Genomic DNA, 25,861 nt, shown 5'->3' on the forward strand with positions numbered 1-25,861 from the left:
GTATGAATCTCACCCTGTCACACCGTGACGAACGGCCCACAACGCCGCCTGGGTCCGGTCCGCGAGGTCGAGTTTCATCAGGATGTTCGAGACGTGCGTCTTGACGGTCTTCTCGGACAGGACGAGGGCGCGGGCGATCTCGCGGTTGGAGCGGCCGTCCGCTATCAGGCCCAGCACCTCGCGCTCCCGCTCGGTGAGTGAACCTGCCCTGCCCTGACCCGAGTTGGCGTCCTCCTGGGAGAGCAGCGCGCCGGCCACCTCCGGCTGGAGGAGGATGTGCCCGGCGTGCACCGAGCGGATGGCGCCGGCCAGCGCGTCGGGGTCCACGTCCTTGTAGACGTATCCGGCGGCGCCCGCGCGCAGGGCCGGGACCACTGTGCGCTGCTCGGTGAAGCTGGTGACGATGAGCACGCGCGCGGGGTTGTCGAGTTCGCGGAGCCTGCGCAGCGCGTCGATGCCGTCCATGCCCGGCATCTTGACGTCCATGAGGACCACGTCGGGCTTCAGTTCCTCGGCGCGGGCGACCCCTTCGGTGCCGTCGGCCGCCTCGCCCACGACCTCGATGTCGTCCTGTACCTCCAGGAAGGTGCGCAGGCCGCGGCGGACAACCTGGTGGTCGTCGACGAGCAGCACCCTGATTGCGTCAGCCACCGGGGACCTCCATCTCGATCGTGGTGCCCTTGCCGGGCGCGGACTCCACCGTGAGCGAGCCGCCCACCCCACCGGCCCGGTCCCGCATGGAGACCAGTCCCAGATGGCGTCCCGCACGGCGGGTCGACTTCGGTTCGAAGCCGCCGCCGTCGTCGGTGACGCGCAGGACGGCTCCGCGGGCGCGGCGGCCCAGGGTGACGTCCACGTGCTCCGCCCCGGAGTGCCGCAGGGCGTTGTGCAGGGCCTCCTGGGCGACGCGCAGCAGCGCGTCCTCCTGTGCTGCGGGCAGGGCGCGGAAGCCGCTGGAGGCGAAGGACACGCGCGCGCTGTGGGCGCGGTCGAGGACCTGGATCTGGGTGCGCAGGGTGGCGACCAGGCCGTCCTCCTCGAGGGCGGCGGGGCGCAACTCCACCACGGCGGCGCGCAGTTCGTCGGCGGCCTCGGCGGCGAGCCGGGCCACCTGGTGCAGCTCGCCCTTGGCGCGGGAGGGGTCGCGGTCGACCAGGGCCGCGGCCGCCTGTGCCGTCAGGCGCAGGGAGAACAGCTTCTGGCTCACCGCGTCGTGCAGTTCGTGGGCGAGCCGGGAGCGTTCCTCGGAGATCGTCAGCTCGCGGCTGCGCTCGTACAGGCGGGCGTTGGTGAGGGCGATCGCGGCGTGCTGGGCGAGGATGGCCAGCAGTTCCTCGTCCTCCTGTGTGAAGCCGCAGCTTCCCTCGGGCTTGGGACACCGCTTGTTGGCCAGGAACAGCGCGCCGATGATCTCGTCACCGTCGCGGATCGGCAGGCCGAGGAAGTCGGACATCTCGGGGTGGGCGGCGGGCCAGCCCTCGAAGCGCGGGTCCTTGCGCACATCGGCGAGGCGCTCCGGGCGGGCCCCGTGGAGCATCGCGGCGAGGATGCCGTGCTGACGCGGGAGCGGGCCGATGGCCTTCCACTGTTCGTCGCTGACCCCGTCGACGACGAACTGGGCGAAGCCGCCGTGGTCGTCCGGGACGCCGAGGGCTGCGTACTGCGCGTCGAGCAGCTCGCGGGCCGAGGCGACGATCGTCTTGAGGACGTCGCGCACCTCCAGGTGCCTGCTCATGGCCAGCAGCGCGGAACTCACCGCGGCGAGGCCGGACCGGGGGCCTTGACTCATGACCTCACGGTACCGGCGGGGTGTGACAGTGCGGATCGGACCAGTGGCGGCCGGACCTGGGCCGATGGCCCTAGTTCCCGTGGCGTAGGTCTCCGGCCCCGGACGTGCGGCTTAGGGCGAAGGACCGCGTCGATCTGCGGCCCGCGTCCGAGGCGGCCGGGGCCGTGACGTTCCTAGGTTGATGCCACCGCCGGTCGGAGGTCGGCGCGGCAGAGGGGACGGTTGTCATGCCGGTAGCGATCATCACGGGGGCCTCGAAGGGGCTGGGACGGGCGCTCGCCGAGGCGCTGGCCGCGCGCGGCTGGGATCTGGTGCTCGACGCCCGGGGCGCCGACGCGCTCACTGCGGCGGCCACGGCCGTGGCCGCCCACGGCACGCGGGTCGAGGCGTTGCCCGGGGACGTCACGGACGCCGGGCACCGGGCGGAGCTGGTGGCGGCGGCGTGGAGGCTGGGCGGTGTCGATCTGCTGGTGAACAACGCGAGCGCGCTGGGCGCCGAGCCGCTGGTGCGGCTGGCGGAGCTGCCGCTGGAGGGGCTGCGGCGGGCGCTGGAGGTGAATGTGGTGGCCGCGCTGGGCCTGGTCCAGGAGGCGCTGCCACTGCTGCGGGAGTCGCCGGCGGGCGCGGTGGTCACAGTCAGCTCGGACGCGGCCGCCGAGGCGTACGAGACCTGGGGCGGCTACGGGGCGTCCAAGGCGGCCCTCGACCAGCTCGCGGCGGTGCTCGCCGAGGAGGAGCCACGGCTGCGGGTGTGGGCGGTCGACCCCGGGGACATGGCCACGGAGCTGTATGCGGCGGCCGTACCGGACGACGACCATCCCCGACCGGAACCGGCGCATGTGGTGCCCGCCTTCCTGCGGCTCCTGGACGAACGTCCCGCGAGCGGCCGCTATGAAGCGCCCTCCCTCCTGGAGGAACGATGACACCGGCGCTGAAGGTGCCCGAGGAGCTGTCGGCGCGGGTGCCCGCCGAGCAGCGTGGGCCGGGGCTGGGGCGGGATGCCGTACGGCTGCTGGTGTCGCGTGGGTCCGAGGTGTCGCACCACGTGTTCGCGGAGCTGCCGCGGCTGCTGCGGGCAGGGGACCTGCTGGTGGTGAACACCTCGCCCACGCTGGCCGCCGCGGTGGACGGGCGGATCGGGCACGCGCACGTGGTGGTGCACTTCTCCACGCTCGGGGACGACGGGCGGTGGGCCGTCGAGCTGCGGGATCCGGACGGCAGGGGCACCACGCGCGCGCGTAAATCGAGCGGGGCGCGAAGCGCTCCTTGGAAGGGTGGTGGTGGGAGACGGGCGGGAGGGCCCGCGGGTACAGAGGTGCGGCTTCCCGGGGGTGCGGGGCTGGTGCTGGAGGAGCCGCTGAGTGCGCGGGGTGAGCGGCTGTGGTGGGCGCGGGTGGCCGGGGCGGACGTGTTCGGGCTGCTGCGGGAGCACGGGCGGCCCATTCGGTACTCCTATACGGAGCGGGACCAGCCGTTGTCCGTGTATCAGACGGTGTTCGCGCTGCCGTCGGCCGACGGGGCGGGCAGTGCGGAGATGCCGAGCGCCGCCCGGCCCTTCACACCACGACTGGTGACGGAGCTGGTGAGCCGGGGTGTGCGGTTCGCGCCGGTCACGCTGCACACCGGGGTGGCGTCGGCGGAGGCGCACGAGCCGCCGTATCCGGAGCGGTACGCGGTGCCCGAGGCGTCGGCGCGGCTGATCAATGACGTGCGGGCCGGGGAGGGCCGGGTGGTCGCGGTCGGTACGACGGCGGTGCGGGCGGTGGAGTCGGCGGCCGGGGCGGACGGGACGGTGCGGGCGGCCGAGGGGTGGACCGATCTCGTGGTGACGCCCGAGCGCGGGGTGCGGGTGGTCGACGGGCTGCTGACCGGGCTGCACGAGCCGGAGGCCTCGCATCTGCTGATGCTGGAGGCGGTCGCGGGGCGGGCGGTGGTCGACCGCGGTTACGAGGAAGCGCGGCGCGGGCTCTATCTGTGGCACGAGTTCGGCGACGTGCATCTCATCCTGCCGGAGGAGAGCCCTGACACAGAGCGTTGCTTTGGCAACTTTCGGTGAGGATTCATCGCCCGCGATGTGAGCCCGCGCATAGGGTGCGGATCACGTACGAACGGACATAGGAGATATACCGACACGTCCTGAACGGGGCAGACGTTCCAGTCTGTCCCGTTTTGCCCTTCTCCGATCCACTATCCAGGGTCGTACGTCACACCTTTGCCAGGAGATTTTGCGGCCGCTAAGAATTGCTCCCGTCGCCGGACGTCGTGGGTTTCGCCCCACGGCGTTCGTACGGGCCGGACCCGGTTCCCCCGTCGGACAGAAGGCGACTCCGCGCTATTCGAAGAGGTCTGTCTCCCATGCTCAAGAACACCAACATTCGTGGTCTCAGTCGTCGCCTGACCAAGCACCATAAGATCGCGATCAGCGGCGTCGCCGCCCTCGGAACCGCCGCCATCGCCTTCTCGGCGGTACCCAGCAGCGCCGAGACGATCACGACCGGGGCTCCGGCCCAGGCTCGGGTGGCGTACAGCACCGAGCAGATCAAGGACGTCAAGGGCTCGATCACCGACCAGCTCGCCACCCAGACGGTCAAGGTCCAGGAGATCGCGGCACAGAAGAAGGCCGCCGCGGACGCGGTCGTCAAGAAGCAGGCCGCGAGCGCCGCCAAGGCGAAGGCCGTCGCCGAGGCCGCCAAGAAGGCCGCCACGAAGGCCGCCCAGGAGCGCACCGCCAAGCAGACCGCGAGCCGGTCCGTCGAGCGCGCCGCGGCCAAGCCCGCGAAGTCCTACCCCAACAACCTGGACGGCTGGATCCGGGAGTCCCTGGACATCATGAAGGCCAAGGGCATCCCGGGCTCGTACAGCGGCCTGCACCGCAACATCATGCGGGAGTCCTCCGGCAACCCGATGGCCATCAACGGCTGGGACATCAACGCCATCAACGGCATCCCGTCGAAGGGCCTGCTCCAGGTCATCCCGCCGACCTTCAAGGCGTACCACGTGCCCGGCACGTCGTGGAACATCTACGACCCGGTCGCCAACATCACGGCCGCCTGCAACTACGCCGCCGACAAGTACGGCTCGATGGACAACGTCAACAGCGCGTACTGAGGCCGCGCGGACCTCTTCTCGCGTACGCCGAAGGGCGGCACCCCCAGCCGGGGTGCCGCCCTTCGGCGTCGTACGGGCGCGGTTACTTGCGCATGACCTCGGGCTCGTGGCGGCGCAGGAAGCGGGCCACGAAGAAGCCGCAGATCACGCCGAGGGCGATCAGGGCGGCCATGTCCACGCCCCAGGCACCGACCGTGTGGTCCCACAGCGGGTCGGTGCCCGCGCCGTCCTTGGGCGGGCTGATCTTGTTGAAGTCCAGCGTGGCACCGGCCGCGGCGACCGCCCAGCGGGACGGCATCAGATACGAGAACTCGTTGACGCCGATCGAGCCGTGCAGGGTGAACAGACAGCCCGTGAACACGACCTGGATGATCGCGAACATGACCAGCAGCGGCATGGTCTTCTCGGCCGTCTTCACCAGCGAGGAGATGATCAGGCCGAACATCATCGAGGTGAAGCCGAGCGCCATGATCGGCACGGACAGCTCGACGATCGTCGCGCCGCCGAGGACCAGGCCCTCCTTCGGGATCTCACGGCTGGTGAAGCCGATCACACCGACCAGCAGGCCCTGGAACACGGTGATCATGCCGAGCACGAACACTTTGGACATCAGATACGCCGAACGGGACAGGCCGGTCGCGCGCTCCCGCTCGTAGATCACCCGTTCCTTGATCAGCTCACGGACCGAGTTCGCGGCACCCGCGAAGCAGGCGCCGACCGCGAGGATCAGCAGGACCGTGGTGGCCGTGCCGTTCGGGATGATCCGGCCGGTCTGCGGGTTGGCCGGGTTGGGCAGCAGGCCCTTGTCGGCGTCGATGAGCAGGCTCACCGCGCCGAGCACGGCCGGCAGGATCACCATCAGGGCGAGGAAGCCCTTGTCGGACGCGATCACCGACACATAGCGGCGCACCAGCGTGACGAACTGCGACATCCAGCCCTGCGGCTTAGGCGGCTTCATCGCCTGCATCGGAGGCATCTGTACGGCCTGCGGCGCAACGGCGTCGATGTCCGCGGCGTACATCTGGTAGTGCTGCGAGCCCTTCCAGCGGCCCGCCCAGTCGTAGTCGCGGTAGTTCTCGAAGGCGGAGAAGACATCGGCCCAGGTGTCGTAGCCGAAGAAGTTCAGCGCCTCCTCCGGCGGGCCGAAGTAGGCCACCGAGCCGCCCGGCGCCATCACGAGCAGCTTGTCGCAGATCGCCAGCTCGGCCACGGAGTGGGTGACGACGAGGACCGTGCGGCCGTCGTCGGCGAGGCCGCGCAGCAGCTGCATGACATCGCGGTCCATGCCCGGGTCCAGGCCCGAGGTGGGCTCGTCCAGGAAGATCAGCGACGGCTTGGTGAGCAGCTCCAGCGCCACCGAGACCCGCTTGCGCTGGCCGCCGGAGAGGGAGGTGACCTTCTTCTCCTTGTGGATGTCCAGCTTCAGCTCGCGCAGCACCTCGTCTATGCGGGACTCGCGCTCCGCGGGCGTGGTGTCGGCCGGGAAGCGCAGCTTGGCCGCGTACTTGAGGGCCTTCTTGACGGTCAGCTCCTTGTGCAGGATGTCGTCCTGCGGGACCAGACCGATGCGCTGGCGCAGCTCGGCGAACTGCTTGTACAGGTTCCGGTTGTCGTAGAGGACCTCGCCCTGGTTGGCGGGCCGGTAACCGGTCAGCGCCTTCAGCAGGGTGGACTTGCCGGAGCCGGACGGGCCGATGACCGCGATCAGCGACTTCTCCGGGACGCCGAAGGAGACGTCCTTCAGGATCTGCTTGCCGCCGTCGACCGTGACGGTCAGATGGCGCGCGGAGAAGGAGACCTCACCGGTGTCGACGAACTCCTCGAGCCGGTCGCCGACGATACGGAACGTTGAGTGGCCGACGCCGACGATGTCGGTCGGCCCCAGCAGTTGCGAGCCGCCCTTGGCGATCGGCTGGCCGTTGACGTACGTGCCGTTGTGCGAGCCCAGGTCACGGATCTCGAAGCGGCCGTCGGGCGTCACATGGAACTCGGCGTGGTGCCGGGAGACCTGGAGGTCGGAGACGACCAGCTCGTTCTCCAGCGCACGGCCGATGCGCATCACGCGGCCCAGCGAGAACTGGTGGAACGTGGTCGGGCTGCGGTCGCCGTAGACCGGCGGCGCCCCCGCGCCACCACCGGGCACCTGCTGCGCGCCCTGCTGCTGCGGAATCGGCGCGGCCTGCTGCGGCTGCTGCCAACCGGCCTGCGGGGCCTGCTGCTGCGGCGGGGCCTGCTGGGCCCAGCCGGCGCTCGCGCCCTGCGCGGCGTACGGCGCGGACTGCGGCTGCTGTTGAGCGGCGACAGCGGCACCGGACAGGTTCAGGCGCGGACCGTCGGTCGCGTTGCCGAGGTGCACGGCGGTTCCGGGGCCGATCTCCAGCTGACCGATCCGCTGCCCCTGCACGAACGTGCCGTTGGTGCTGCCATGGTCCTCGATGACCCAACTGCGTCCGTTGAAGCTGACCGTAGCGTGACGCCAGGAGACCCTGGCGTCGTCGAACACGACGTCTCCCTGCGGATCGCGTCCGAGCGTGTAGGTCCTGGACGAATCGAGCGTCCAGGTCCGTCCGTTTGATTCCAGTACGAGTTCCGGCACTCCATGCCCCACTGAGTTGTCCCCCGAGTTACCCCCATCACAGGGAGTCTAGGGATGTCGAACATCGTGGGGAACTATTTCAGGCTTGGCCCTCTGACCGAAAGTCGGGCCTTGTGATGAGCGGCGCCGAGCGCTTCAACTACTCCCGTTGACGGGGTTGAAACCGACCCGGAGAGTGGTAATCCCACGCGAGGGGGACACGCGCGGCCGCCGGTCGCGCCGCGGATCGGGGGGCTGCCATGAGCGCTGCCACGGAAGTCGGGACCGCTGGGCACGGCGCGAGGCTGCCGTGGGCGGACGTCCTGTTGTCCGCGATCGCCGCGGTGAGCTGGGCGTTGATAGGAATGGCGGGCACGGCCGCGCTCGGCCTGCATCTGCTGCGGGCGGACGCGGCGGGCTCACTGGGCCCGATGACGGCGGCTGTTGTGGCGCTCGGGGCGGGTGGTTCGGTCACGCCTTCCGGTGATGTGTCCGCTTTCGGCCTGAAAGGCGCAGAGGCGCACACGGCCATCGAGATCACGCCACTCGGGGTGAGCCTGGTGGGTGCCCTGCTGCTGTCGTGGATGTTCCTACGGTCCTTGCGCACGGCCGGAGTTGTGATCGCACCGGCCGAACTCCTCGCGCGCGCCGGCGCGGTCGTCGCGCTGTTCGTGGCCACGCTGGGCGGGCTGGCCTGGGCGGGACACGACGTCATCACGATCGACGGGGGTTCACTCGGCCTCGACAAGCTGCCCGGGCTGGGCGGCGGGGGCAAGGGCGGCGGACTGAGCATTCCCGGGCTCGGGGACATCGGCGGACTGCTGCCCGACCGTATCGGCGACCTCGTCGACGCGAAGGCCGCGGTGGGCTTCACGGTGGACACCGCGCCCACCCTCCTCGGCGGACTCGGCTGGTCCGCCGGCATCCTGCTGATCGCCCTGCTGGCCTCGCGCCGTACTCCCCTGCCGCGCGGCTGGGAGGCCGTGCACCGGGTCGTACGGCCCGCGGCCTCGGCGCTCGTCACCGTGCTGGTCGTGGCCGTGGCCGCCGGGTTCGCGGCGGCGGCGTACGCGGCGATCGGCGACGACCACCCGGGGCGCATCGCGGGCGCGGCACTCCTGGGCGCGCCCAACGGGGTGTGGCTCGGCATCCCCGTCGGCCTGTTCGTGCCGTGGGACGGCAGGGCGACCGGCGCACTGGTCACGGTGCTGCCCCACCCCCTCGACGCGCTGCTGAGCGCGACGTCCGATCAGTCGCTGACGCTGGGCCGGCTGGCGGACCTGGACGGGCGGGTGTGGCTGCTGGGGGTGGCGGCGGCCCTGATGATGCTGCTCGCGGGCGTGCTCACGGCGGTTCGCACACCGGTGGGGGCGGGGGCCGGTACTGCTGCGGCTTCGGGGTCGGGTGTACGGGGTTCCGGTGCCCTCGGTTTCGCGGGGCGGTGCGCGCTGCGGCTGGGGATCGCGACCGCGCTGACGTTGCCCCTGCTCGCCTGGCTGACGGATGTGTCCGTGGACGCCTCGCTGTCCGTGCTCGGCTTCGACGCGTTCGGCGCCGGCATCGAGCTCCACGGCCATCTGGGCATGGCGCTGCTCCTCGGGGCCGTCTGGGGCGCGGGGGCCGGGGCGGCCGGGGCGCTGCTGGCCGGGGCCACCGGCGCCGCGGGACGACGGGCGGCGCCGCTGGCACTGGGTGACGCGGGGGACGGCACCGGGTATCCGGAGCACGCCGGACACTCCGGACGGGCCGGGGGCGGCGACGCGGTGAGCGCCGGGCAGTCCGGCCCGTACGTGCCCGGTACGCCGTACCGCCCGCCCAACCCCGACACGAACCCGTACCTCCAGGTGCCGGACGAGCTGCGGAAACCCGGGCGGAACCGCCCGAGCACCCCACCCGCTCCCGGCGGCGGCCGGTTCCCCGACGGCGCTCCGCCGCCGTCCGCCGACGTGTACGGCGCGCCCACCATGGCGCGGCCGTTCGACCCGCCGCCGCGCCCACCACGGCACCGCCCAGGGCCTCGCCCCGGGGACCGGCCCCCGAACGCGTCCGCCTCCGACGACGGGCCGCCGCCCCCGCCTCCACCCCCGCCGCCACCTCCGCCTTCGTCTCCGCCGAGGAGGCCGAAGGGGCGCGGCTGATGTGCGGGGCCGGGCCGACAACCGGCCGGTGATCTGCTCGTGCCCGTGAAGTAAGGCGCCCGACACTGCTCCGTCATCCACTGTTCCCTGTCCGCTAGGCGGACCACATGGGCAGAAGGCACTGGGTGCCGGATACGGTGGATACACCATGAGTGCTTCGCAGACCTCCGAGGTCCCCACCCTCCTCGTCAAGATTTTCGGCAAGGACAGGCCGGGCATCACGGCCGGCCTCTTCGACACCCTTGCCGCCTACTCGGTCGACGTGGTCGACATCGAGCAGGTCGTCACGCGTGGCCGCTTGGTGCTCTGCGCGCTCGTGACCCAGCCGTCCGCCGGGGTGGAGGGCGACCTCCGGGCCACCGTGCACAGCTGGGCCGAGTCGGTGAAGATGCAGGCGGAGATCATCTCCGGTCACGGCGACAACCGCCCGCGTGGCCACGGCCGCTCCCTGGTGACCGTCCTCGGCCACCCCCTCACCGCCGAGTCGACCGCCGCCATCGCCGCCAGGATCGCCAAGGCCGGCGGCAACATCGACCGTATCTTCCGGCTCGCCAAGTACCCGGTGACCGCGGTCGAGTTCGCGGTGTCCGGCGTGGAGACCGAGCCGCTGCGCACCACCCTGGTGTCCGACGCGACCGCGCTCGGCGTCGACATCGCGGTCGTGTCGGCGGGGCTGCACCGGCGTGCCCAGCGCCTGGTGGTCATGGACGTCGACTCCACCCTCATCCAGGACGAGGTGATCGAGCTCTTCGCCGCGCACGCGGGCTGCGAGGACAAGGTCGCCGAGGTCACGGCGGCCGCGATGCGCGGGGAGCTGGACTTCGAGCAGTCGCTGCACGCGCGCGTGGCCCTGCTGGAGGGGCTGGACGCCTCCGTGGTGCAGAAGGTGCGCGGCGAGGTGCGGCTGACGCCGGGTGCGCGCACCCTGATCCGTACGCTGAAGCGGCTCGGCTACCAAGTGGGCGTGGTGTCCGGTGGGTTCACCCAGGTGACGGACGATCTGAAGGAGCGCCTCGGGCTGGACTTCGCCCAGGCCAACACCCTGGAGATCGTCGACGGGAAGCTGACCGGCAGGGTCATCGGCGAGATCGTGGACCGGGCGGGCAAGGCGCGGCTGCTGCGCCGGTTCGCCGCCGAGGCAGGTGTGCCGCTGTCCCAGACGGTGGCGATCGGCGACGGCGCCAACGACCTGGACATGCTGAACGCGGCCGGACTGGGCGTGGCCTTCAACGCCAAGCCCGTCGTCCGCGAGGCCGCGCACACCGCGGTGAACTTCCCCTTCCTGGACACGGTGCTCTATCTGCTGGGCGTCACCCGGGAAGAGGTCGAGGCGGCGGACACGCACGACGAGGCCTGAGCCACCCGACCGGACGCGACCGGACGCGTACGAGGGGCCCGGCACCGCGCTGGTGCCGGGCCCCTCGACGCGTACCGTCACACGGCCGGGGTCACTCGGACGGCGCCCAGTAGTCGGTCAGCTCGCCCGCGCCCGGCTCCAGGCTCTTCCAGGAGCCGCTGTAGGACACGACGGCGAAGGCGGCGGCGGGGAAGCCGCGGCGGTTCATCCACTCGCGGGCGCCGTCGTCGGACGAGCCGGACAGGATCTCGGCCAGGCCGTGCACCCCTGGGTTGTGACCGATCAGGATCACGTTCTGGGCGTCGTCCGGGACCTCGTTGAGCACGGCGATCAGCTCACCGGGCGAGGCCTCGTAGAGCCGCTCCTCGTAGACGGTTTTCGGCCGGTGCGGGAACTCGTGGACGGCGAGCTTCCAGGTTTCGCGGGTACGGACCGCGGTGGAGCACAGGGCCAGATCGAACGGGATTCCGGTGTCGGTCAGCTTGCGTCCGGCGACTGCGGCGTCCGTGCGGCCCCGCTCAGCGAGGGGTCGCTCATGGTCGGTCATCTGTGGCCAGTCGGCTTTCGCATGCCGGAAGAGGACAATCCTGCGGGGTTCTGCGACGCTCATGGGCCCAGCTTCGCATGAAACAGGCCATGCGGCGCAGGGAGTTGACATGCGGATTTGCGGTGCGGGACGCCCCTGGGCCTAGTGCGTGACCAGCTGCTGCACGCGCTCGACGAGGTGGGTGACCGCGGGGTCGCCGGTGGCCGCGTGGGCGTCCGACGGGTTGAGTATCAGCAGGAGCAGGGTGACGAAGGCGAGCGCGGGCAGGGCGAGGGCCCACCAGGGCAGCCGGATGTCGACGCCGCCCGTGGTCGCCGGGTGGGGCCGGGTGTGCGTACGGGCCGACATGATCGCCTCCGCTGGTCTGCGAGTGGTCCGTGACCGCGTCACGCGGGCACAACTCGAAACTACGGAATCCGCCGCCGCCAACCCATCCGGTGATCCACCCACTTGACCCTGACACTCACCCCCTAGGGGATGGTGGTGCCAGCACCACCATCGGCCGCGGGGGCCGTGGTCAGGGGGACGCGATGGTCGCGACGATGGCGATGAGCACGAAGATGACGAAGAACGAGCCGAAGATGATCAGCATCTTCTTCTGGCCGTTCGGGGGGTTCGGGTCGAGCACAGGCATGCGGCCAGTCTCGCACCCTCCTCCCCCGCCGGGACCGCCGGGGTGAGCGCGGCGGGTGAACTCGAGCGGGTGAACTCAGCGCCCCGCCTCCTCCTCCACGGTCCGGTCGCGGCCCGCCAGGACGCCGACCACCATCTGCGGGAGCATCAGCCCGGCCATGAGGGCGATCGGCAGGCCCCAGCCGCCGCTGTGCTGGTAGAGCACGCCGACCAGCAGCGGCCCGGGGATGGAGATCAGATAGCCGGTGCTCTGCGCGAACGCGGAGAGCTGGGCGACGCCCGCACCGGTCCTGGCCCGCATGCCGACCATCGTGAGGGCCAGCGGGAAGGCGCAGTTGGACACGCCGAGCAGCAGGGCCCAGGCCCAGGCACCGGCGGCCGGAGCGAAGTACAGGCCCGCGTAGCCGGCCAGCCCGCACCCGCCGAGCACCAGCACGATCGGCCCCTGGTGGGGCAGCCGGGTGGCGAGCCGGGGGATGACGAAGGCCAGCGGCACGCCCATCACCATGGTCACGGCGAGGAGCACCCCCGCCGTGCTCGCCGAGACGCCGGCGTCACGGAAGATCTGCGCCATCCAGCCCATCGTGATGTAGGCGGCGGTGGCCTGGAGCCCGAAGAAGACGGCGAGCGCCCAGGCCGTACGGCTCCGGGTGATCCGCAGCGCGGGCGGCCGCTGCGCACGCGCGCGTGCCTGCCGTACGGGCTCTTCGGGTACGGGCGCCGCCTCCCGGTGCCGTACCAGCGCGATCCACGGCAGGGTCGCCGCCCCAGCGAGCACCGCCCACACGGCGAGCCCCGGCTGCCAGCCGCCGCCGAGCGCGTCGGTCATCGGCACGGTCACCGCCGCGGCGGCCGAGGTGCCGAGGGCGAGGGCCATCGAGTACAGGCCGGTCATGGGGCCCACCCGGTCCGGGAACCAGCGCTTGACGATGACCGGCATCAGGACGTTGCTGACCGCGATGCCCATGAGGGCGAGCGCGCTGGCGGCCAGGAATCCGGCCGTCGACCCGATGTAGGGCCGTATGAGCAGGCCCGTCGTGATGGCGATCAGGCCGGCGCACACGACGGCGGCCGGGCCGAAGCGGCGCGCGAGGCGGGGTGCCGTGACGCCGAAGACGGCGAAGCAGAGCGGGGGCACCGAGGTGAGGAGCCCGGCCACGCTGCCGCTCATGCCCAGCCCGTCGCGGACCTCTTCGAGGAGCGCGCCGAGGCTGGTGATGGCGGGGCGGAGGTTCAGCGCCGCGAGCACGATGCCGACGACGAGCAGCCGTGTCGCCCACGCGCGCGTGGCGGGGGCCGGGGTGCCGTCGGCTTCCGGGGCGGGGGTGCCATGGACAGCCGGGGCCGGGGTTTCATCGGCGTCCGAGGCCCCTGCGCATCCGGCGCCCGGGGCCTTGGTGCGTTCGGCGCCAGGGGGCGCGGCGCATGCGGTTGTCGACATCCTCGTCATCCTCGTCCGGGCTTCCTCGCTCACCATGAAGTCCATCATAGAATCATAGGATGATTGGTTGTCCATCCCTGGACCGTCTCCTTCCGGCCCTCTCGTGCGAAGGTGTGCCATGCCCCTGAGCCATCCCCGCCGCTCGGCGCTGTCCGAGCAGGTCATCGCCGAACTGCGGAACCAGATCACCTCGGGCGAGTGGCCGGTCGGCTCACGCATCCCGACCGAGCCGGAGCTGGTCGAGCAACTCGGCGTCGCCCGCAACACGGTCCGCGAGGCGGTGCGGGCGCTGGCGCACAACGGTCTGCTGGACATCCGCCAGGGCTCCGGCACCTATGTGGTCGCCACCAGCGAGCTGGCGGGCGTCATGCAGCGCCGCTTCTCCGGCGCCGACCCGCGGCACATCGCCGAGCTGCGCTCCACGCTGGAGTCGGCGGCGGCGCAGCTGGCCGCCGAGCGGCGCACCGAGAAGGACCTCAAACAGCTCGACGCGCTCCTCGTGCGGCGCGAGGAGGTCTGGGCCTCGGGTGACGCGGAGGCCTTCGTGACGGCGGACGCGACCTTCCATCTGGCGGTGGTGGCCGCCTCCCACAACGAGGTCATGACCGCGATGTACGCCGACCTGGGCGAGGTGCTGCGCGACTGGCTGCGCGCGGACGTCGGCGAGGTGCTGACGCCCGAGACGCACATGGACCACGCCCGGCTCGTCGACGCGATCCGCACGGGCGACGCTGAGGCGGCCGCGGCGGAGGCCGCGAGCTACCCGTTCCTGTGCCGTCCGGGGCGGTTCAGTCCGCCTTCTGGTGGCTGATCCACACCGAGCCGACTTCCTTCCAGCACCGGCCGGAGAGCCGTACGGTCATCGCGGGCCCGGTGTCGACCGGGTCGCCGTCGGTGTCGAGGTCCCACCAGCGGGCGCACTCGATGTGCAGGCTCACGCGATCGGTGTCGACATAGGGGTTGTGGCAGTAGGCCACGACATGGGAGCCGCGGACGCTCGTACGGCACTCCGACCCGAACAGCGACGGGGCCGGGGGTCTGTTGTCCTTCACGCGTGCGTGCGGCAACGCCTCGTACGGCAGGGACAGCACGAGAGCGACGGCGACGGTCAGTGAGGCCAGACTGTGGGACAGGCGCACAAGGGGACCTCCTCGGCCGTGCTGGGGAGGGACTCAGCGAGGTGGACTCGCACTCCAGAGTGCGCCGTCGCCGCACGTCCGCGCCCGGCCGGGGAGCCGAACGGGTGACGCGCGCACGGACCGGGGCCCGCACCCCCGAAGGGTGCGGGCCCCGGTCCCGGCTCGGGCCTCGGCGGTGCCGGTCAGGCGCCGACGGCGTGCAGACCGCCGTCCACGTGGATGATCTCGCCGGTGGTCTTCGGGAACCAGTCGCTCAGCAGGGCGACGACGCCGCGGCCGGCCGGCTCGGGGTCCTTCAGGTCCCACTCCAGCGGGGAGCGGTTGTCCCACACGGAGGCCAGCTCGCCGAAGCCCGGGATGGACTTGGCGGCCATGGAGCCGAGCGGGCCCGCGGAGATCAGGTTGCAGCGGATGTTCTGCTTGCCCAGGTCACGCGCGATGTAGCGGCTGGTGGCCTCCAGGGCGGCCTTGGCCGGGCCCATCCAGTCGTACTGCGGCCAGGCGAAGGAGGCGTCGAAGGTGAGACCGACGACCGAGCCGCCGTTCTGCATCAGCGGCAGGCAGGCCATGGTCAGCGACTTCAGGGAGAACGCCGAGACGTGCATGGCCGTGGCGACCGACTCGAACGGCGTGTTGAGGAAGTTGCCGCCGAGCGCGTCCTGCGGGGCGAAGCCGATGGAGTGCACGACGCCGTCGAGGCCGCCGAGCTCCTCGCCGACCACGTCGGCCAGGCGCGCGAGGTGCTCGTCGTTGGTGACGTCGAGCTCGACGACCTTGGTGGGCTTGGGGAGCTTCTTGGCAATGCGCTCGGTGAGTGTGGGCCGCGGGAACGCGGTCAGGATGATCTCGGCACCCTGCTCCTGGGCCAGCTTGGCGGCGTGGAAGGCGATGGAGGACTCCATCAGCACACCGGAGATCAGGACGCGCTTGCCCTCGAGAATTCCGCTCATGGTGATCAGTGACCCATTCCCAGTCCGCCGTCAACAGGGATGACGGCTCCAGTGATGTACGAGGCGTCGTCCGAGGCGAGGAACCGCACCGTTGCGGCGATCTCCTCCGGCTGGGCGTACCGGCCGAGCGGCACCTGCCCCATGATGGTGGCGCGCTGCTCGTCGGTGAGCGCCTTGGTCATGTCGGTGTCGACGAAGCCGGGCGTGACGACGTTGAACGTGATGTTGCGCGAGCCCAGCTCGCGGGCGAGGGAGCGCGCGAAGCCGACGAGTCCGGCCTTGGACGCGGCGTAGTTGGCCTGGCCGGGGCCGCCGTACAGCGCGACGACCGACGAGATGAGGACGACACGGCCCTTCTTGGCGCGCAGCATGCCGCGGTTGGCGCGCTTCACCACGCGGAAAGTGCCGGTGAGGTTGGTGTCTATGACCGAGGTGAAGTCCTCCTCGCTCATGCGCATCAGGAGCTGGTCCTTGGTGATGCCGGCGTTGGCGATGAGGACCTCGACGGGGCCGTGCTGGGCCTCGATCTCCTTGTAGGCCTGCTCCACCTGCTCGGCGTCGGTGATGTCGCACCTGACGGCGAGGCAGCCCAGGTCCGTCAGGGCGGCCGGCGGCTCACCAGAGCGGTACGTGATCGCGACCTTGTCGCCGGCGTCGGCGAATGCGCGGGCGATGGCGAGGCCGATGCCCCGGTTGCCTCCGGTGACGAGAACCGAGCGGCTCAACGGATCACCCTTTCGATAGCGGTCTGACACACCCGCCCGAACAGCTGGATGACAGGCGGCTTCATCGAAAACCTATCGGTAGGGGGCCGCCCGAGGTGAAGCGGGCACCGACAGTGGCATGGGGGTGTCGCTGTTGGATCCCTACAGTTTCGACCGGGCGGCGGTGCGCCAGGGCGAGGCCGGCGGACCAATGAGCGGGGTCCCTCGCGGATGCCCGGCCCGTCGGCCGTCCACAGTCGGGCGCGAATGTCACTCCCCCGCCCGCGCGGGGGCGTCATAATGCCACCTCGTGATCACTCTGAGGTAGGAGCGCACGGCGGTAGCGGAGCGGCTCGGCGCATCGCCGCGCGGATATCCACTACGACCCCGTCATGCCGCGCGACATACTTCACTGCGGCGCGTCCACCTCGCACGACATCCGCTTGAGCAGAAGAGAACTCATCGACTTGGGGGAGCCTCCTGTGGCCCACGGAATCGATCCGACATTTCTGGCGCTACCCCTGCGCGCCCTGGCCGACGCCGCGCTGGCACGCGCGCGTGCGCTCGGGGCCGAGCACGCGGACTTCCGGTTCGAGCGGGTGCGCAGCGCGTCCTGGCGGTTCAGGGACGCCAAGCCCGCCGGCTCGTCGGACACCACCGACCTCGGGTACGCCGTGCGGGTCGTGCACGGCGGCACCTGGGGCTTCGCGTCGGGCGTGGATCTGACCCTCGACGCCGCCGCCAAGGTCGCCTCGCAGGCCGTCGCGATGGCGAAGCTCTCCGCCCAGGTGATCCGGGCGGCCGGGTCGAACGAGCGGGTCGAGCTCGCCGACGAGCCGGTGCACGCCGACAGGATGTGGGTCTCCTCGTACGAGATCGACCCGTTCTCGGTGCCCGACGAGGAGAAGTCGGCACTGCTGACGGACTGGAGCGCACAGCTGCTCGCGGCGAGCGGGGTCGATCACGTCGACGCGTCGCTGCTCACCGTGCACGAGAACAAGTTCTACGCCGACACCGCGGGGACCGTCACCACCCAGCAGCGGGTGCGGCTGCATCCGCAGCTGACGGCGGTCTCGGTCGACGAGTCGAGCGGCGAGTTCGACTCGATGCGGACCATCGCGCCGCCGGTCGGACGCGGCTGGGAGTACCTCACCGGCACCGGCTGGGACTGGGAGGGCGAACTGGAGCGGATCCCGGAGCTGCTCGCGGAGAAGATGCGCGCGCCGAGCGTGGAGGCGGGCCTGTACGACCTGGTCGTCGACCCGTCCAATCTGTGGCTGACCATCCACGAGTCCATCGGGCACGCGACCGAGCTGGACCGGGCGCTCGGCTACGAGGCCGCGTACGCCGGCACCTCGTTCGCCACCTTCGACCAGCTCGGCAAGCTCCGGTACGGCTCCGACCTGATGAACGTCACCGGTGACCGCACCGCGGAGCACGGCCTGGCGACGATCGGGTACGACGACGAGGGCGTCGAGGGGCAGTCCTGGGACCTGGTGAAGGACGGCACGCTCGTCGGCTACCAGCTGGACCGCAGGATCGCGAAGCTGACCGGGTTCGACCGGTCCAACGGGTGCGCGTTCGCCGACTCCCCCGGGCATGTGCCCGTGCAGCGCATGGCCAATGTGTCGCTCCAGCCGGATCCGGCGGGGCTGTCCACGGAGGACCTCATCGGGGGTGTCGACCGGGGCATCTACGTCGTCGGGGACCGGTCCTGGTCCATCGACATGCAGCGCTACAACTTCCAGTTCACCGGACAGCGCTTCTTCAGGATCGAGAACGGGCGGATCACCGGTCAGCTGCGGGACGTCGCCTACCAGGCGACGACCACCGACTTCTGGGGCTCCATGGCGGCCGTCGGCGGCCCGCAGACCTATGTCCTGGGCGGCGCCTTCAACTGCGGCAAGGCCCAGCCGGGGCAGGTGGCCGCCGTGTCGCACGGGTGCCCCTCCGCTCTCTTCAAGGGCGTCAACATCCTCAACACCACCCAGGAGGCCGGTCGATGAGCGCGGGCAGCAGCAAGGCGTACAAGCCGCACGAGATCGTCGAGCGCGCTCTGGAGCTGTCCCGGGCGGACGGCTGCGTCGTCATCGCCGACGAGCACTCGACCGCGAATCTGCGCTGGGCCGGCAACGCGCTGACCACCAACGGCGTCACGCGCGGGCGCACCCTCACCGTCGTGGCGACCGTGGACGGCAAGGAGGGCACGGCCTCGGGCGTCGTGTCCCGCTCGGCCGTGACCGCACATGACCTGGAGCCGCTGGTCCGGGCCGCCGAGGCCGCCGCGCGCGGCGCCGGGCCCGCCGAGGACGCGCAGCCGCTGGTCACGGACGTACCTCGGTCGCCGGACTTCACGGACGCGCCGGCCGAGACCTCGTCGGCGGTGTTCGCGGACTTCGCCCCGGCGCTCGGCGAGGCCTTCGCACGCGCGCGTGCGGGCGGCCGTGAGCTGTACGGCTTCGCCAACCACGAGCTCGTGTCGACCTATCTCGGCACGTCCACGGGCCTGCGGCTGCGGCACGACCAGCCCAACGGCACGCTGGAGCTCAACGCCAAGTCCCCGGACCGTACGCGCTCGGCGTGGGCGGGGCGCTCCACGCGGGACTTCAAGGACGTCGACCCGGGCGCGCTCGACGCGGAGCTGGCCGTACGCCTCGGCTGGGCCGAGCGGCGCGTGGGGCTGCCCGCGGGCCGTTACGAGACGCTGCTGCCGCCGACCGCCGTGGCCGACCTGCTGATCTACCAGCTGTGGTCGGCGTCGGGCCGGGACGCGGCCGAGGGGCGCACGGTGTTCTCCAAGCCTGGTGGTGGCACCCGGCTGGGCGAGAAGCTGACCGAGCTGCCGCTGACCCTGCGCAGCGACCCGAACGAGCCGGGTCTGGAGTCCGCGCCGTTCGTCGTCGCGCACTCCTCCGGCGGCGATCAGTCGGTGTTCGACAACGGGCTGCCGACGGGCACCGTCGACTGGGTCGCGAATGGGGAACTGAAGCATCTGACGACCACCCGGCACAGCGCGGGTCTGACCGGGCTGCCGGTGGCCCCGGCGGGCGGGAACCTGATCCTGGACGGGGGCGAGGACCGCTCCCTGGAGGAGATGGTCGCGGCCACCGAGCGCGGGCTGCTGCTGACCTGCCTGTGGTACATCCGCGAGGTCGATCCGGCGACGCTGCTGCTCACGGGCCTGACCCGGGACGGCGTCTATCTCGTCGAGAACGGCGAGGTGACCGGCGCGGTGAACAACTTCCGGTTCAACGAGTCCCCGGTGGACCTGCTGGGGCGGGCGACCGAGGCCGGGCGCACGGAAAAGACGCTGCCCCGGGAGTGGAGCGACTGGTTCACCAGGGCCGCGATGCCTGCGCTGCGGGTGCCGGACTTCAATATGAGCTCTGTCAGTCAGGGCGTATAACCTCGTAGGCATGCGCAGTCGGCTGTCACCCGGCTGCCCGAAGACACCAAGGAGACACGAGAACCGTGACGGACATCGTCGACGAGCTGACGTGGCGGGGGCTGATCGCCCTCTCCACGGACGAGGACGCATTGCGCAAGGCGTTCGCGGACGGTCCCGTCACGTTCTATTGCGGCTTCGACCCGACCGCGCCCAGCCTGCACCTCGGCAACCTCGTGCAGATCCTGACGATGCGCCGGATCCAGCGGGCGGGCAACCGCCCGCTGGGCCTGGTCGGCGGTGCCACGGGTCTGATCGGCGACCCGAAGCCGACGGCGGAGCGGACGCTGAACGACCCCGAGGTGGTGGCCGGCTGGGTGGCGCGGCTGCGCGGCCAGATCGAGAAGTTCCTGGACTTCGACGGGCCGAACGCCGCGACCATGGTGAACAACCTGGACTGGACGCAGGGGTTGTCGGCCATCGACTTCCTGCGCGACATCGGCAAGCACTTCCGGGTCAACAAGATGATCTCGAAGGAGGCCGTCTCGCGGCGGCTGCACTCCGACGCGGGTATCAGCTACACCGAGTTCAGCTACCAGATCCTGCAGGGCATGGACTTCCTGGAGCTGTACCGGAGGTACGGCTGCACACTGCAGACCGGTGGCAGCGACCAGTGGGGCAACCTCACGGCGGGCGCCGACCTGATCCACAAGGTCGAGCCGCACGTCCCGGTGCACGCGCTGGCCACGCCGCTGATCACCAAGGCGGACGGCACCAAGTTCGGCAAGACGGAGTCCGGCACGGTCTGGCTCGACCCGGAGCTCACCACGCCGTACGCCTTCTACCAGTTCTGGCTGAACGCGGACGACCGTGACGTGTCGAAGTTCCTGCGCATCTTCAGCTTCAAGTCCCGTGCGGAGATCGAGGAGCTGGAGCGGCAGACCGAGGAGCGTCCGCAGGCGCGGGCCGCGCAGCGTGCGCTGGCCGAGGAGCTGACGACGCTGGTGCACGGCGCGGACCAGACGGCCGCCGTGGTGGCCGCGTCCAAGGCCCTGTTCGGTCAGGGCGAGCTGGCGGACCTCGACGCGAAGACGCTGGCCGCGGCCCTGTCCGAGCTGCCGAACATCCAGGTCGCCGAGCTCGGCCCGGTCGTGGATCTGTTCGCCGAGGTCGGCCTGGTGGCCAGCAAGTCGGCCGCGCGCCGCACGGTCAAGGAGGGCGGTGCCTACGTGAACAACGCCAAGGTCACCGCCGAGGACGCGGTCCCCGCCGAGGAGGACCTGCTGCACGGCCGCTGGCTGGTGCTGCGCCGGGGCAAGAAGAACCTGGCCGCGGTCGAGGTCGCGGGCGCCTGAGACACGGAGAAGGGCGGCTTCCCGCATGGGGAGCCGCCCTTTTGTGCCCCGGTGCCGCTGCGACTGCCAGTGCCGGGTCCGCCGTCAGACCCGCTGCTGTTTCTTGTTGCCCCACAGCGCCATGTACGCCATGTCGCCGAGGGCGACGATGATGATCGCGGCGACGAGCTGGAAGAGGTGCCGGGTCCAGTCGATGCCGCGGGTCTGCGCGACGCCGAACGCCGCGGCGATCGCATTGCCGGCGACGGCGCCCAGGATGCCGAAGATCGTGACCAGCCAGAGGGGGCTGTGCTGCTTGCCGGGGATGATCGCCTTGGCGATCAGACCCAGCACGAATCCGACGATGATCGCCCACAACCAGCCCATGGCTTCCTCCTCGTACGGCTCGACGTGAGCACTACGGTCAGTCTCGGCCCGTCCGCCGTACGGCGCATGTCGGGTACGGCCGTACGGTTCACGGCCGTACGCCGCACTGCGCAGCACGTTCGCCCAGGCAGGAGGCCACCCGGTCTCGAAGGCTGCGCAGGCGCGGCGTAACGTTGATGACGGCCCGGCCCGGTTCCCCGACCGTGCGGGGAATGGTTGTGGGCCGGGAGGGTCCGATGCGGGCGGATGGTGGAATGTGATGCGGAAGCAGCACGGCGGAGGCAACGCCCAGGTGTTCCGGATCACCGGAGCCCGGACGGGCCTGGCCGAGGACGTGCGCGGTCGGCAGCGCCGGTACATCATCTCGATGACCGTCCGCACCATCTCGGTGATCCTCGCGGCGACGCTCTGGAACGTCGAACGGCACGTCGCGATCGTGGCGTTGGTTCTGGGGGCGCTTCTCCCCTATGTCGCCGTGGTGATCGCCAACGCGGGCCGGGAACGGCCGCAGTCCCTCCCGTCGACCTTTGTGGCCGGGCCGACGCGGCCGATGATCGCCCCTTCCCCGACCGAGGACGCGCAGGCGGAACCCGTCCCGGAGGATGTGCTGACCGATCCGGCACCGGGGGTCCACGAGGAGCGGGCCGATCCGGCGTGAGGGCTCCTCGGCCCCGGGTAAACGGAATGCGACCCCGCACCAAGCTCAAGAAAAGCTCAGATCAATCATGCAGTTCCAGTGCCGGGCGATGGGTGACCCATGACATACTGCGTACGCGCTCCGCATCCCCCGTCGGAGCGACGGACCGACGCCGGGCAGCTCCCCCCGTGGCTGCTCGGCGTCGCCTTTTCCACAGCGTTTTTCCTACGGCGCTTTTCCGCCATTCCCTGTGAGACGAACCCGTGAGTGACGAGACCCCGATCTGCTCCGCCAAGGGCTGCCGCACCGACGCCGTGTGGGTGCTGGCATGGAACAACCCGAAGATCCACACGCCGGACCGCCGCAAGACTTGGCTGGCCTGTGAGGAGCACCGGGAGCATCTGTCGCAGTTCCTCGGGGTGCGGGGGTTCCTGAAGGACGTCGTCCCGCTGACCGAATGGGAATCGGCGGCCGGGAAGTCCTCCTGAGCCGCAGCCCCCGGACCTGACGTCAAGCCCCCGAACCCGACTCCCTAGCCTCCGATGGCCGACATCGGGCGGTCCGGCTGCAGGAACGTCGGGTCGTCCAGGCCGGATCCGGCCTTCTTGCCCCACATCGCCACGCGCCAGATGCGGGCGATCTCCTCGTCGGGGGCGTCGGAGCGCAGGGCCGCGCGCAGGTCCGTCTCCTCCGTGGCGAACAGGCACGTCCGGATCTGGCCGTCGGCCGTCAGTCGGGTGCGGTCGCACGCGGCGCAGAACGGGCGGGTGACGGAGGCGATGACGCCGACGCGGTACGGGCCGCCGTCGACCAGCCAGCGCTCGGCCGGTGCCGAGCCGCGCTCTCCCTCACCCTCGGGTGACAGCTCGAAGCGGGTGCGCAGGGAGGCCAGGATGTCCGAGGCCGTCACCATGCCCTCGCGCTTCCAGCCGTGCTGGGCGTCCAGGGGCATCTGCTCGATGAAGCGGAGTTCGTAGGCGTGCTCCATCGCCCAGGTCAGCAGGTCCGGGGCCTCGTCGTCGTTCAGACCCGGCATCAGGACCGTGTTGATCTTCACAGGGGTGAGGTCCGCCTCACGGGCGGCCTCCAGGCCCTCGATGACGTCCTTGTGGCGGTCGCGGCGGGAGAGCGCCTTGAAGACGTCCGGGCGGAGGGTGTCGAGGGAGACGTTGACCCGGTCCAGGCCCGCCGCCTTCAGCGCGCCGGCGGTGCGCTGAAGGCCGATGCCGTTGGTGGTGAGGGACATCCGGGGGCGTGGTTCCAGGGCGGCGACGCGCTCGACGATGCCGACCAGTCCGGGCCGCAGCAGGGGTTCACCGCCGGTGAAGCGGACCTCCTTGATACCCAGCGTCCGCACCGCGATGTCGATCAGGCGCACGATCTCGTCGTCCGTGAGCAGGTCGGGCTTGGCCAGCCACTGCATGCCCTCCTCGGGCATGCAGTAGGTGCAGCGCAGATTGCACCGGTCGGTCAGCGAGACCCTCAGGTCGGTGGCCACTCGGCCGTAGGTGTCGATGAGCACGTGGGCCCCCTCCCGGATCCGCATCAATTGTCTTCCGTCACCTGCGAGCCTACGTGACACCACTGACACAGGCCGACCCCCGATACCCCCAGGCACGACACGGCCGCGTCGTAGGACCGTACGATGCCCTCGACGCGGCCGTGCGTGCGCTGCGCTCAGTGTGCTCCGGTGCCCGTCAGGGACCGCACCTCCAGCTCCGCATACTTCTCGGTGTCCGGCGCCTCCTTCGACAGGAGGGTGCCGACGGCGCCGAGCAGGAAGCCGACCGGGATCGAGACGATGCCCGGGTTCTCCAGCGGGAACCAGTGGAAGTCCATGTCCGGGAACATCGACGTGGGCTTGCCGGAGACGACCGGCGAGAACAGGACGAGTCCGACGGCGGTGACCAGGCCGCCGTAGATCGACCACAGGGCGCCGGGCGTGGTGAACCTCTTCCAGAAGAGGCTGTAGAGGATCGTCGGCAGGTTGGCGGAGGCGGCGACCGCGAAGGCCAGGGCGACCAGGCCGGCCACGTTCAGGTCGCGGGCCAGGGCGCCGAGCAGGATCGAGACGGCACCGATGCCGACGGTGGCGTACCGGGCCGCGTTGACCTCCTGCTTCTCGCTGGCCTGCCCCCTCTTGATGACGTTGGCGTAGATGTCGTGGGCGAACGAGGAGGACGAGGCCAGGGTCAGCCCCGCGACGACCGCGAGGATCGTGGCGAAGGCGACCGCCGAGATGGAGGCGAGCAGGATGGCGCCCCAGTTGGAGTCCACTCCGCCCAGATGCAGGGCGAGCAGCGGTGCCGCCGTGTTGCCCGCCTTGTTGGAGGCGATGATCTCGTCCGGTTTGATCAGCGCGGCCGCGCCGAAGCCGAGGGCGAGGGTCATCAGGTAGAAGGCGCCGATGAGGCCGATCGCCCAGATGACCGACTTACGGGCGGCCTTGGCGGTGGGCACGGTGTAGAAGCGAATCAGGATGTGTGGCAGGCCCGCGGTGCCCAGGACCAGGGCGATGCCGAGCGAGATGAAGTCCAGCTTGGTGGTGCCGCTCGCGCCGTACTTCAGGCCGGGCTCCAGGAACGCGGCGCTCTTGCCGCTGTTGTCGGCCGCCTTGCCGAGCAGATCGGAGACGTTGAAGTGAAACTTCAGCAGGACCAGGAAGGTCAGCAGGATGGCGCCGGCGATCAGCAGCACGGCCTTGACCATCTGGACCCAGGTGGTGCCCTTCATACCGCCGATGGTCACGTACACGATCATCAGGACACCGACCAGGGCGACGATGCCGATCTTGCCGCCGTCGCTGGTGATGCCCAGCAGCAGGGAGACCAGGACGCCCGCACCCGCCATCTGGGCCAGCAGATAGAAGATGGACACGACGATGGTGGACGTGCCGGCCGCCGTACGGACCGGGCGCTGACGCATCCGGTAGGCGAGGACGTCACCCATCGTGTAGCGGCCCGAGTTCCGCAGCGGCTCGGCGACCAGCAGCAGGGCGACGAGCCAGGCGACCAGGAAGCCGATGGAGTACAGGAAGCCGTCGTAGCCGAAGAGGGCGATGGCGCCCGCGATGCCGAGGAAGGACGCGGCGGACATGTAGTCGCCGGAGACGGCGAGTCCGTTCTGGAAGCCGGTGAACTGCCGTCCGCCCGCGTAGAAGTCGGCGGCGTCCTTGGTCTGGCGGCCCGCCCAGACGGTGATGACCAGGGTCGCGGCGACGAACACCGCGAACAGGGTGATGATCAGCGGCCGGTGCTCACTGGCCTCGCCGGCCGCCAGCACGCTCTGCTGCGCGATGCTCATGCGCCGCCCTCCATCCGGGACTTGATGGCCGCCGCCTTGGGGTCGAGCTTCGCGGCGGCGTGGCGCGCGTACCACCAGGCGATGAGGAACGTGGTGAGGAACTGGGCGAGACCAAGGACCATGGCCATGTTGATGTTGCCGGCCACCTTGGTGCCCATGAACCCGTCCGCGTAGTTGGAGAGCAGGACGTACAGCAGGTACCAGGCGATGAAGGCGACGGTCAGCGGGAAGGCGAAGGAGCGGTAGGAGCGGCGCAGATCACCGAACTCCGCGCTCTGCTGCACCTCGGCGAACTCCTCGCTGGAGGGGAGTTGGGCTTGCGCTTTCGAGGGGGGCGGTGTCTCGGTGGCCACGGATTCTCCTCGTGCTGCGGGTGGGTGCGACGGGGGAGTCCGATCGTGCTCGTGCTCCCTGTCGAAGGTCCACGGCGCCAC

Annotated in this window: 25 protein-coding genes; 11 read left to right on the forward strand and 14 right to left on the reverse strand. The window is 70.7% G+C overall.

The features are described from left to right. Positions 1–9 precede the first annotated feature (9 nt). On the reverse strand, positions 10–651 hold the full coding sequence (locus N8I87_RS09085) for a response regulator (protein ID WP_263207163.1): 642 nt from the start codon (positions 649–651) through the stop codon (positions 10–12). Then, entirely contained in the window at positions 644–1,789 is a 1,146-nt protein-coding gene (locus N8I87_RS09090) for a GAF domain-containing sensor histidine kinase (protein WP_263207165.1), read from the reverse strand. Before N8I87_RS09090 ends, N8I87_RS09085 begins: the two co-directional genes overlap by 8 nt. A 227-nt stretch (positions 1,790–2,016) precedes the next feature. On the opposite strand from N8I87_RS09090, the gene N8I87_RS09095 reads away from it, so the two are divergent. The 3 genes from N8I87_RS09095 to N8I87_RS09105 all read left to right on the forward strand — a co-directional run bounded on the left by N8I87_RS09095 (position 2,017) and on the right by N8I87_RS09105 (position 4,897). Next, positions 2,017–2,712, forward strand: coding sequence for an SDR family NAD(P)-dependent oxidoreductase (locus tag N8I87_RS09095; protein ID WP_263207167.1), 696 nt, complete (start codon positions 2,017–2,019; stop codon positions 2,710–2,712). Next, a complete protein-coding gene (locus N8I87_RS09100) occupies positions 2,709–3,845 on the forward strand; it encodes an S-adenosylmethionine:tRNA ribosyltransferase-isomerase (protein WP_263207169.1) in 1,137 nt (378 codons plus the stop codon). The genes N8I87_RS09095 and N8I87_RS09100 overlap by 4 nt, the downstream gene beginning before the upstream one ends. 299 nt (positions 3,846–4,144) lie before the next feature. Then, positions 4,145–4,897 carry a transglycosylase SLT domain-containing protein gene (locus N8I87_RS09105; protein WP_263207171.1) on the forward strand — a complete coding sequence of 251 codons (753 nt, stop codon included), beginning with the start codon at positions 4,145–4,147 and terminating at the stop codon, positions 4,895–4,897. An 82-nt stretch (positions 4,898–4,979) separates the two neighbouring features. On the opposite strand, the gene N8I87_RS09110 is transcribed toward N8I87_RS09105, so the two are convergent. After that, the gene (locus tag N8I87_RS09110) at positions 4,980–7,505 is read right to left on the reverse strand and encodes an ABC transporter ATP-binding protein/permease (RefSeq protein ID WP_263207173.1); all 2,526 of its coding nucleotides are present in this window, start codon (positions 7,503–7,505) and stop codon (positions 4,980–4,982) included. Between the two features lie 227 nt (positions 7,506–7,732). On the opposite strand from N8I87_RS09110, the gene N8I87_RS09115 reads away from it, so the two are divergent. Both N8I87_RS09115 and serB read left to right on the forward strand, forming a co-directional pair. Beyond that, entirely contained in the window at positions 7,733–9,610 is a 1,878-nt protein-coding gene (locus tag N8I87_RS09115; RefSeq protein ID WP_263207175.1) for a streptophobe family protein, read from the forward strand. A gap of 148 nt (positions 9,611–9,758) precedes the next feature. Then, the gene (serB, locus tag N8I87_RS09120; RefSeq protein ID WP_263207176.1) at positions 9,759–10,967 is read left to right on the forward strand and encodes a phosphoserine phosphatase SerB; all 1,209 of its coding nucleotides are present in this window, start codon (positions 9,759–9,761) and stop codon (positions 10,965–10,967) included. Between the two features lie 91 nt (positions 10,968–11,058). Here serB and N8I87_RS09125 read toward each other — a convergent pair whose 3' ends face one another. The 4 genes from N8I87_RS09125 to N8I87_RS09140 all read right to left on the reverse strand — a co-directional run bounded on the left by N8I87_RS09125 (position 11,059) and on the right by N8I87_RS09140 (position 13,624). After that, the gene (locus tag N8I87_RS09125) at positions 11,059–11,577 is read right to left on the reverse strand and encodes a SixA phosphatase family protein (protein ID WP_263207178.1); all 519 of its coding nucleotides are present in this window, start codon (positions 11,575–11,577) and stop codon (positions 11,059–11,061) included. Between the two features lie 78 nt (positions 11,578–11,655). Beyond that, positions 11,656–11,862 carry a hypothetical protein gene (locus N8I87_RS09130; protein WP_263207179.1) on the reverse strand — a complete coding sequence of 69 codons (207 nt, stop codon included), beginning with the start codon at positions 11,860–11,862 and terminating at the stop codon, positions 11,656–11,658. A 169-nt stretch (positions 11,863–12,031) separates the two neighbouring features. Further along, positions 12,032–12,148 carry an SGM_5486 family transporter-associated protein gene (locus N8I87_RS09135; protein ID WP_263207181.1) on the reverse strand — a complete coding sequence of 39 codons (117 nt, stop codon included), beginning with the start codon at positions 12,146–12,148 and terminating at the stop codon, positions 12,032–12,034. A gap of 75 nt (positions 12,149–12,223) precedes the next feature. Further along, positions 12,224–13,624 (reverse strand): CynX/NimT family MFS transporter, encoded by a 1,401-nt coding sequence (locus N8I87_RS09140; protein ID WP_411577209.1) that lies wholly within the window; start codon positions 13,622–13,624, stop codon positions 12,224–12,226. A gap of 82 nt (positions 13,625–13,706) precedes the next feature. On the opposite strand from N8I87_RS09140, the gene N8I87_RS09145 reads away from it, so the two are divergent. Further along, entirely contained in the window at positions 13,707–14,399 is a 693-nt protein-coding gene (locus N8I87_RS09145; RefSeq protein WP_263207184.1) for a FadR/GntR family transcriptional regulator, read from the forward strand. Here N8I87_RS09145 and N8I87_RS09150 read toward each other — a convergent pair. The 3 genes from N8I87_RS09150 to fabG all read right to left on the reverse strand — a co-directional run bounded on the left by N8I87_RS09150 (position 14,377) and on the right by fabG (position 16,402). Then, positions 14,377–14,727 (reverse strand): hypothetical protein, encoded by a 351-nt coding sequence (locus N8I87_RS09150; protein ID WP_263207186.1) that lies wholly within the window; start codon positions 14,725–14,727, stop codon positions 14,377–14,379. The genes N8I87_RS09145 and N8I87_RS09150 overlap by 23 nt on opposite strands. Positions 14,728–14,909: 182 nt before the next feature. Then, a complete protein-coding gene (gene fabI / locus N8I87_RS09155) occupies positions 14,910–15,677 on the reverse strand; it encodes an enoyl-ACP reductase FabI (RefSeq protein ID WP_263207188.1) in 768 nt (255 codons plus the stop codon). Between the two features lie 5 nt (positions 15,678–15,682). Further along, a complete protein-coding gene (gene fabG, locus N8I87_RS09160) occupies positions 15,683–16,402 on the reverse strand; it encodes a 3-oxoacyl-[acyl-carrier-protein] reductase (protein WP_263207190.1) in 720 nt (239 codons plus the stop codon). A gap of 461 nt (positions 16,403–16,863) precedes the next feature. On the opposite strand from fabG, the gene N8I87_RS09165 reads away from it, so the two are divergent. The 3 genes from N8I87_RS09165 (at position 16,864) to tyrS (ending at position 21,121) form a co-directional block, all read left to right on the forward strand. Next, positions 16,864–18,387, forward strand: coding sequence for a TldD/PmbA family protein (locus N8I87_RS09165; RefSeq protein WP_263207192.1), 1,524 nt, complete (start codon positions 16,864–16,866; stop codon positions 18,385–18,387). Further along, a complete protein-coding gene (locus N8I87_RS09170) occupies positions 18,384–19,787 on the forward strand; it encodes a metallopeptidase TldD-related protein (RefSeq protein ID WP_263207194.1) in 1,404 nt (467 codons plus the stop codon). The genes N8I87_RS09165 and N8I87_RS09170 overlap by 4 nt, the downstream gene beginning before the upstream one ends. Positions 19,788–19,852: 65 nt before the next feature. Beyond that, entirely contained in the window at positions 19,853–21,121 is a 1,269-nt protein-coding gene (gene tyrS, locus N8I87_RS09175) for a tyrosine--tRNA ligase (RefSeq protein ID WP_263207196.1), read from the forward strand. A gap of 84 nt (positions 21,122–21,205) precedes the next feature. On the opposite strand, the gene N8I87_RS09180 is transcribed toward tyrS, so the two are convergent. Beyond that, a complete protein-coding gene (locus N8I87_RS09180) occupies positions 21,206–21,487 on the reverse strand; it encodes a GlsB/YeaQ/YmgE family stress response membrane protein (RefSeq protein WP_263207197.1) in 282 nt (93 codons plus the stop codon). A gap of 259 nt (positions 21,488–21,746) precedes the next feature. Between N8I87_RS09180 and N8I87_RS09185 the strand changes: the two genes are divergently transcribed. Then, positions 21,747–22,145, forward strand: a complete 399-nt coding sequence (locus tag N8I87_RS09185) for a DUF3099 domain-containing protein (protein ID WP_263207199.1) — start codon at positions 21,747–21,749, stop codon at positions 22,143–22,145. A gap of 242 nt (positions 22,146–22,387) precedes the next feature. Continuing rightward, positions 22,388–22,612 carry a hypothetical protein gene (locus N8I87_RS09190; protein ID WP_263207200.1) on the forward strand — a complete coding sequence of 75 codons (225 nt, stop codon included), beginning with the start codon at positions 22,388–22,390 and terminating at the stop codon, positions 22,610–22,612. 44 nt (positions 22,613–22,656) lie between these two features. Here N8I87_RS09190 and moaA read toward each other — a convergent pair whose 3' ends face one another. From moaA to N8I87_RS09205, 3 genes are all read right to left on the reverse strand, one after another. Next, the gene (gene moaA / locus N8I87_RS09195) at positions 22,657–23,646 is read right to left on the reverse strand and encodes a GTP 3',8-cyclase MoaA (RefSeq protein WP_263207202.1); all 990 of its coding nucleotides are present in this window, start codon (positions 23,644–23,646) and stop codon (positions 22,657–22,659) included. A gap of 155 nt (positions 23,647–23,801) precedes the next feature. Next, the gene (locus N8I87_RS09200) at positions 23,802–25,427 is read right to left on the reverse strand and encodes a monocarboxylic acid transporter (RefSeq protein WP_263207204.1); all 1,626 of its coding nucleotides are present in this window, start codon (positions 25,425–25,427) and stop codon (positions 23,802–23,804) included. Next, positions 25,424–25,780 carry a DUF485 domain-containing protein gene (locus tag N8I87_RS09205; RefSeq protein ID WP_263207206.1) on the reverse strand — a complete coding sequence of 119 codons (357 nt, stop codon included), beginning with the start codon at positions 25,778–25,780 and terminating at the stop codon, positions 25,424–25,426. Before N8I87_RS09205 ends, N8I87_RS09200 begins: the two co-directional genes overlap by 4 nt. Between the last annotated feature and the right edge of the window lie 81 nt (positions 25,781–25,861).

Origin of the sequence: Streptomyces sp. HUAS 15-9, from assembly GCF_025642155.1 — a bacterium.
In the GTDB taxonomy this organism is placed as follows: Bacteria; Actinomycetota; Actinomycetes; order Streptomycetales; family Streptomycetaceae; genus Streptomyces.

Excerpts from the sequence above, each read along its gene's own strand:
- N8I87_RS09090 (WP_263207165.1), bottom strand. The coding sequence starts at position 1,789 with ATGAGTCAAGGCCCCCGGTCCGGCCTCGCCGCGGTGAGTTCCGCGCTG.
- N8I87_RS09095 (WP_263207167.1), top strand. The coding sequence starts at position 2,017 with ATGCCGGTAGCGATCATCACGGGGGCCTCGAAGGGGCTGGGACGGGCG.
- N8I87_RS09100 (WP_263207169.1), top strand. The coding sequence starts at position 2,709 with ATGACACCGGCGCTGAAGGTGCCCGAGGAGCTGTCGGCGCGGGTGCCC.
- N8I87_RS09105 (WP_263207171.1), top strand. The coding sequence starts at position 4,145 with ATGCTCAAGAACACCAACATTCGTGGTCTCAGTCGTCGCCTGACCAAG.
- N8I87_RS09115 (WP_263207175.1), top strand. The coding sequence starts at position 7,733 with ATGAGCGCTGCCACGGAAGTCGGGACCGCTGGGCACGGCGCGAGGCTG.
- serB (WP_263207176.1), top strand. The coding sequence starts at position 9,759 with ATGAGTGCTTCGCAGACCTCCGAGGTCCCCACCCTCCTCGTCAAGATT.
- N8I87_RS09125 (WP_263207178.1), bottom strand. The coding sequence starts at position 11,577 with ATGAGCGTCGCAGAACCCCGCAGGATTGTCCTCTTCCGGCATGCGAAA.
- N8I87_RS09130 (WP_263207179.1), bottom strand. The coding sequence starts at position 11,862 with ATGTCGGCCCGTACGCACACCCGGCCCCACCCGGCGACCACGGGCGGC.
- N8I87_RS09135 (WP_263207181.1), bottom strand. The coding sequence starts at position 12,148 with ATGCCTGTGCTCGACCCGAACCCCCCGAACGGCCAGAAGAAGATGCTG.
- N8I87_RS09140 (WP_411577209.1), bottom strand. The coding sequence starts at position 13,624 with ATGGTGAGCGAGGAAGCCCGGACGAGGATGACGAGGATGTCGACAACC.
- N8I87_RS09145 (WP_263207184.1), top strand. The coding sequence starts at position 13,707 with ATGCCCCTGAGCCATCCCCGCCGCTCGGCGCTGTCCGAGCAGGTCATC.
- fabI (WP_263207188.1), bottom strand. The coding sequence starts at position 15,677 with ATGAGCGGAATTCTCGAGGGCAAGCGCGTCCTGATCTCCGGTGTGCTG.
- N8I87_RS09170 (WP_263207194.1), top strand. The coding sequence starts at position 18,384 with ATGAGCGCGGGCAGCAGCAAGGCGTACAAGCCGCACGAGATCGTCGAG.
- N8I87_RS09180 (WP_263207197.1), bottom strand. The coding sequence starts at position 21,487 with ATGGGCTGGTTGTGGGCGATCATCGTCGGATTCGTGCTGGGTCTGATC.
- N8I87_RS09185 (WP_263207199.1), top strand. The coding sequence starts at position 21,747 with ATGCGGAAGCAGCACGGCGGAGGCAACGCCCAGGTGTTCCGGATCACC.
- N8I87_RS09200 (WP_263207204.1), bottom strand. The coding sequence starts at position 25,427 with ATGAGCATCGCGCAGCAGAGCGTGCTGGCGGCCGGCGAGGCCAGTGAG.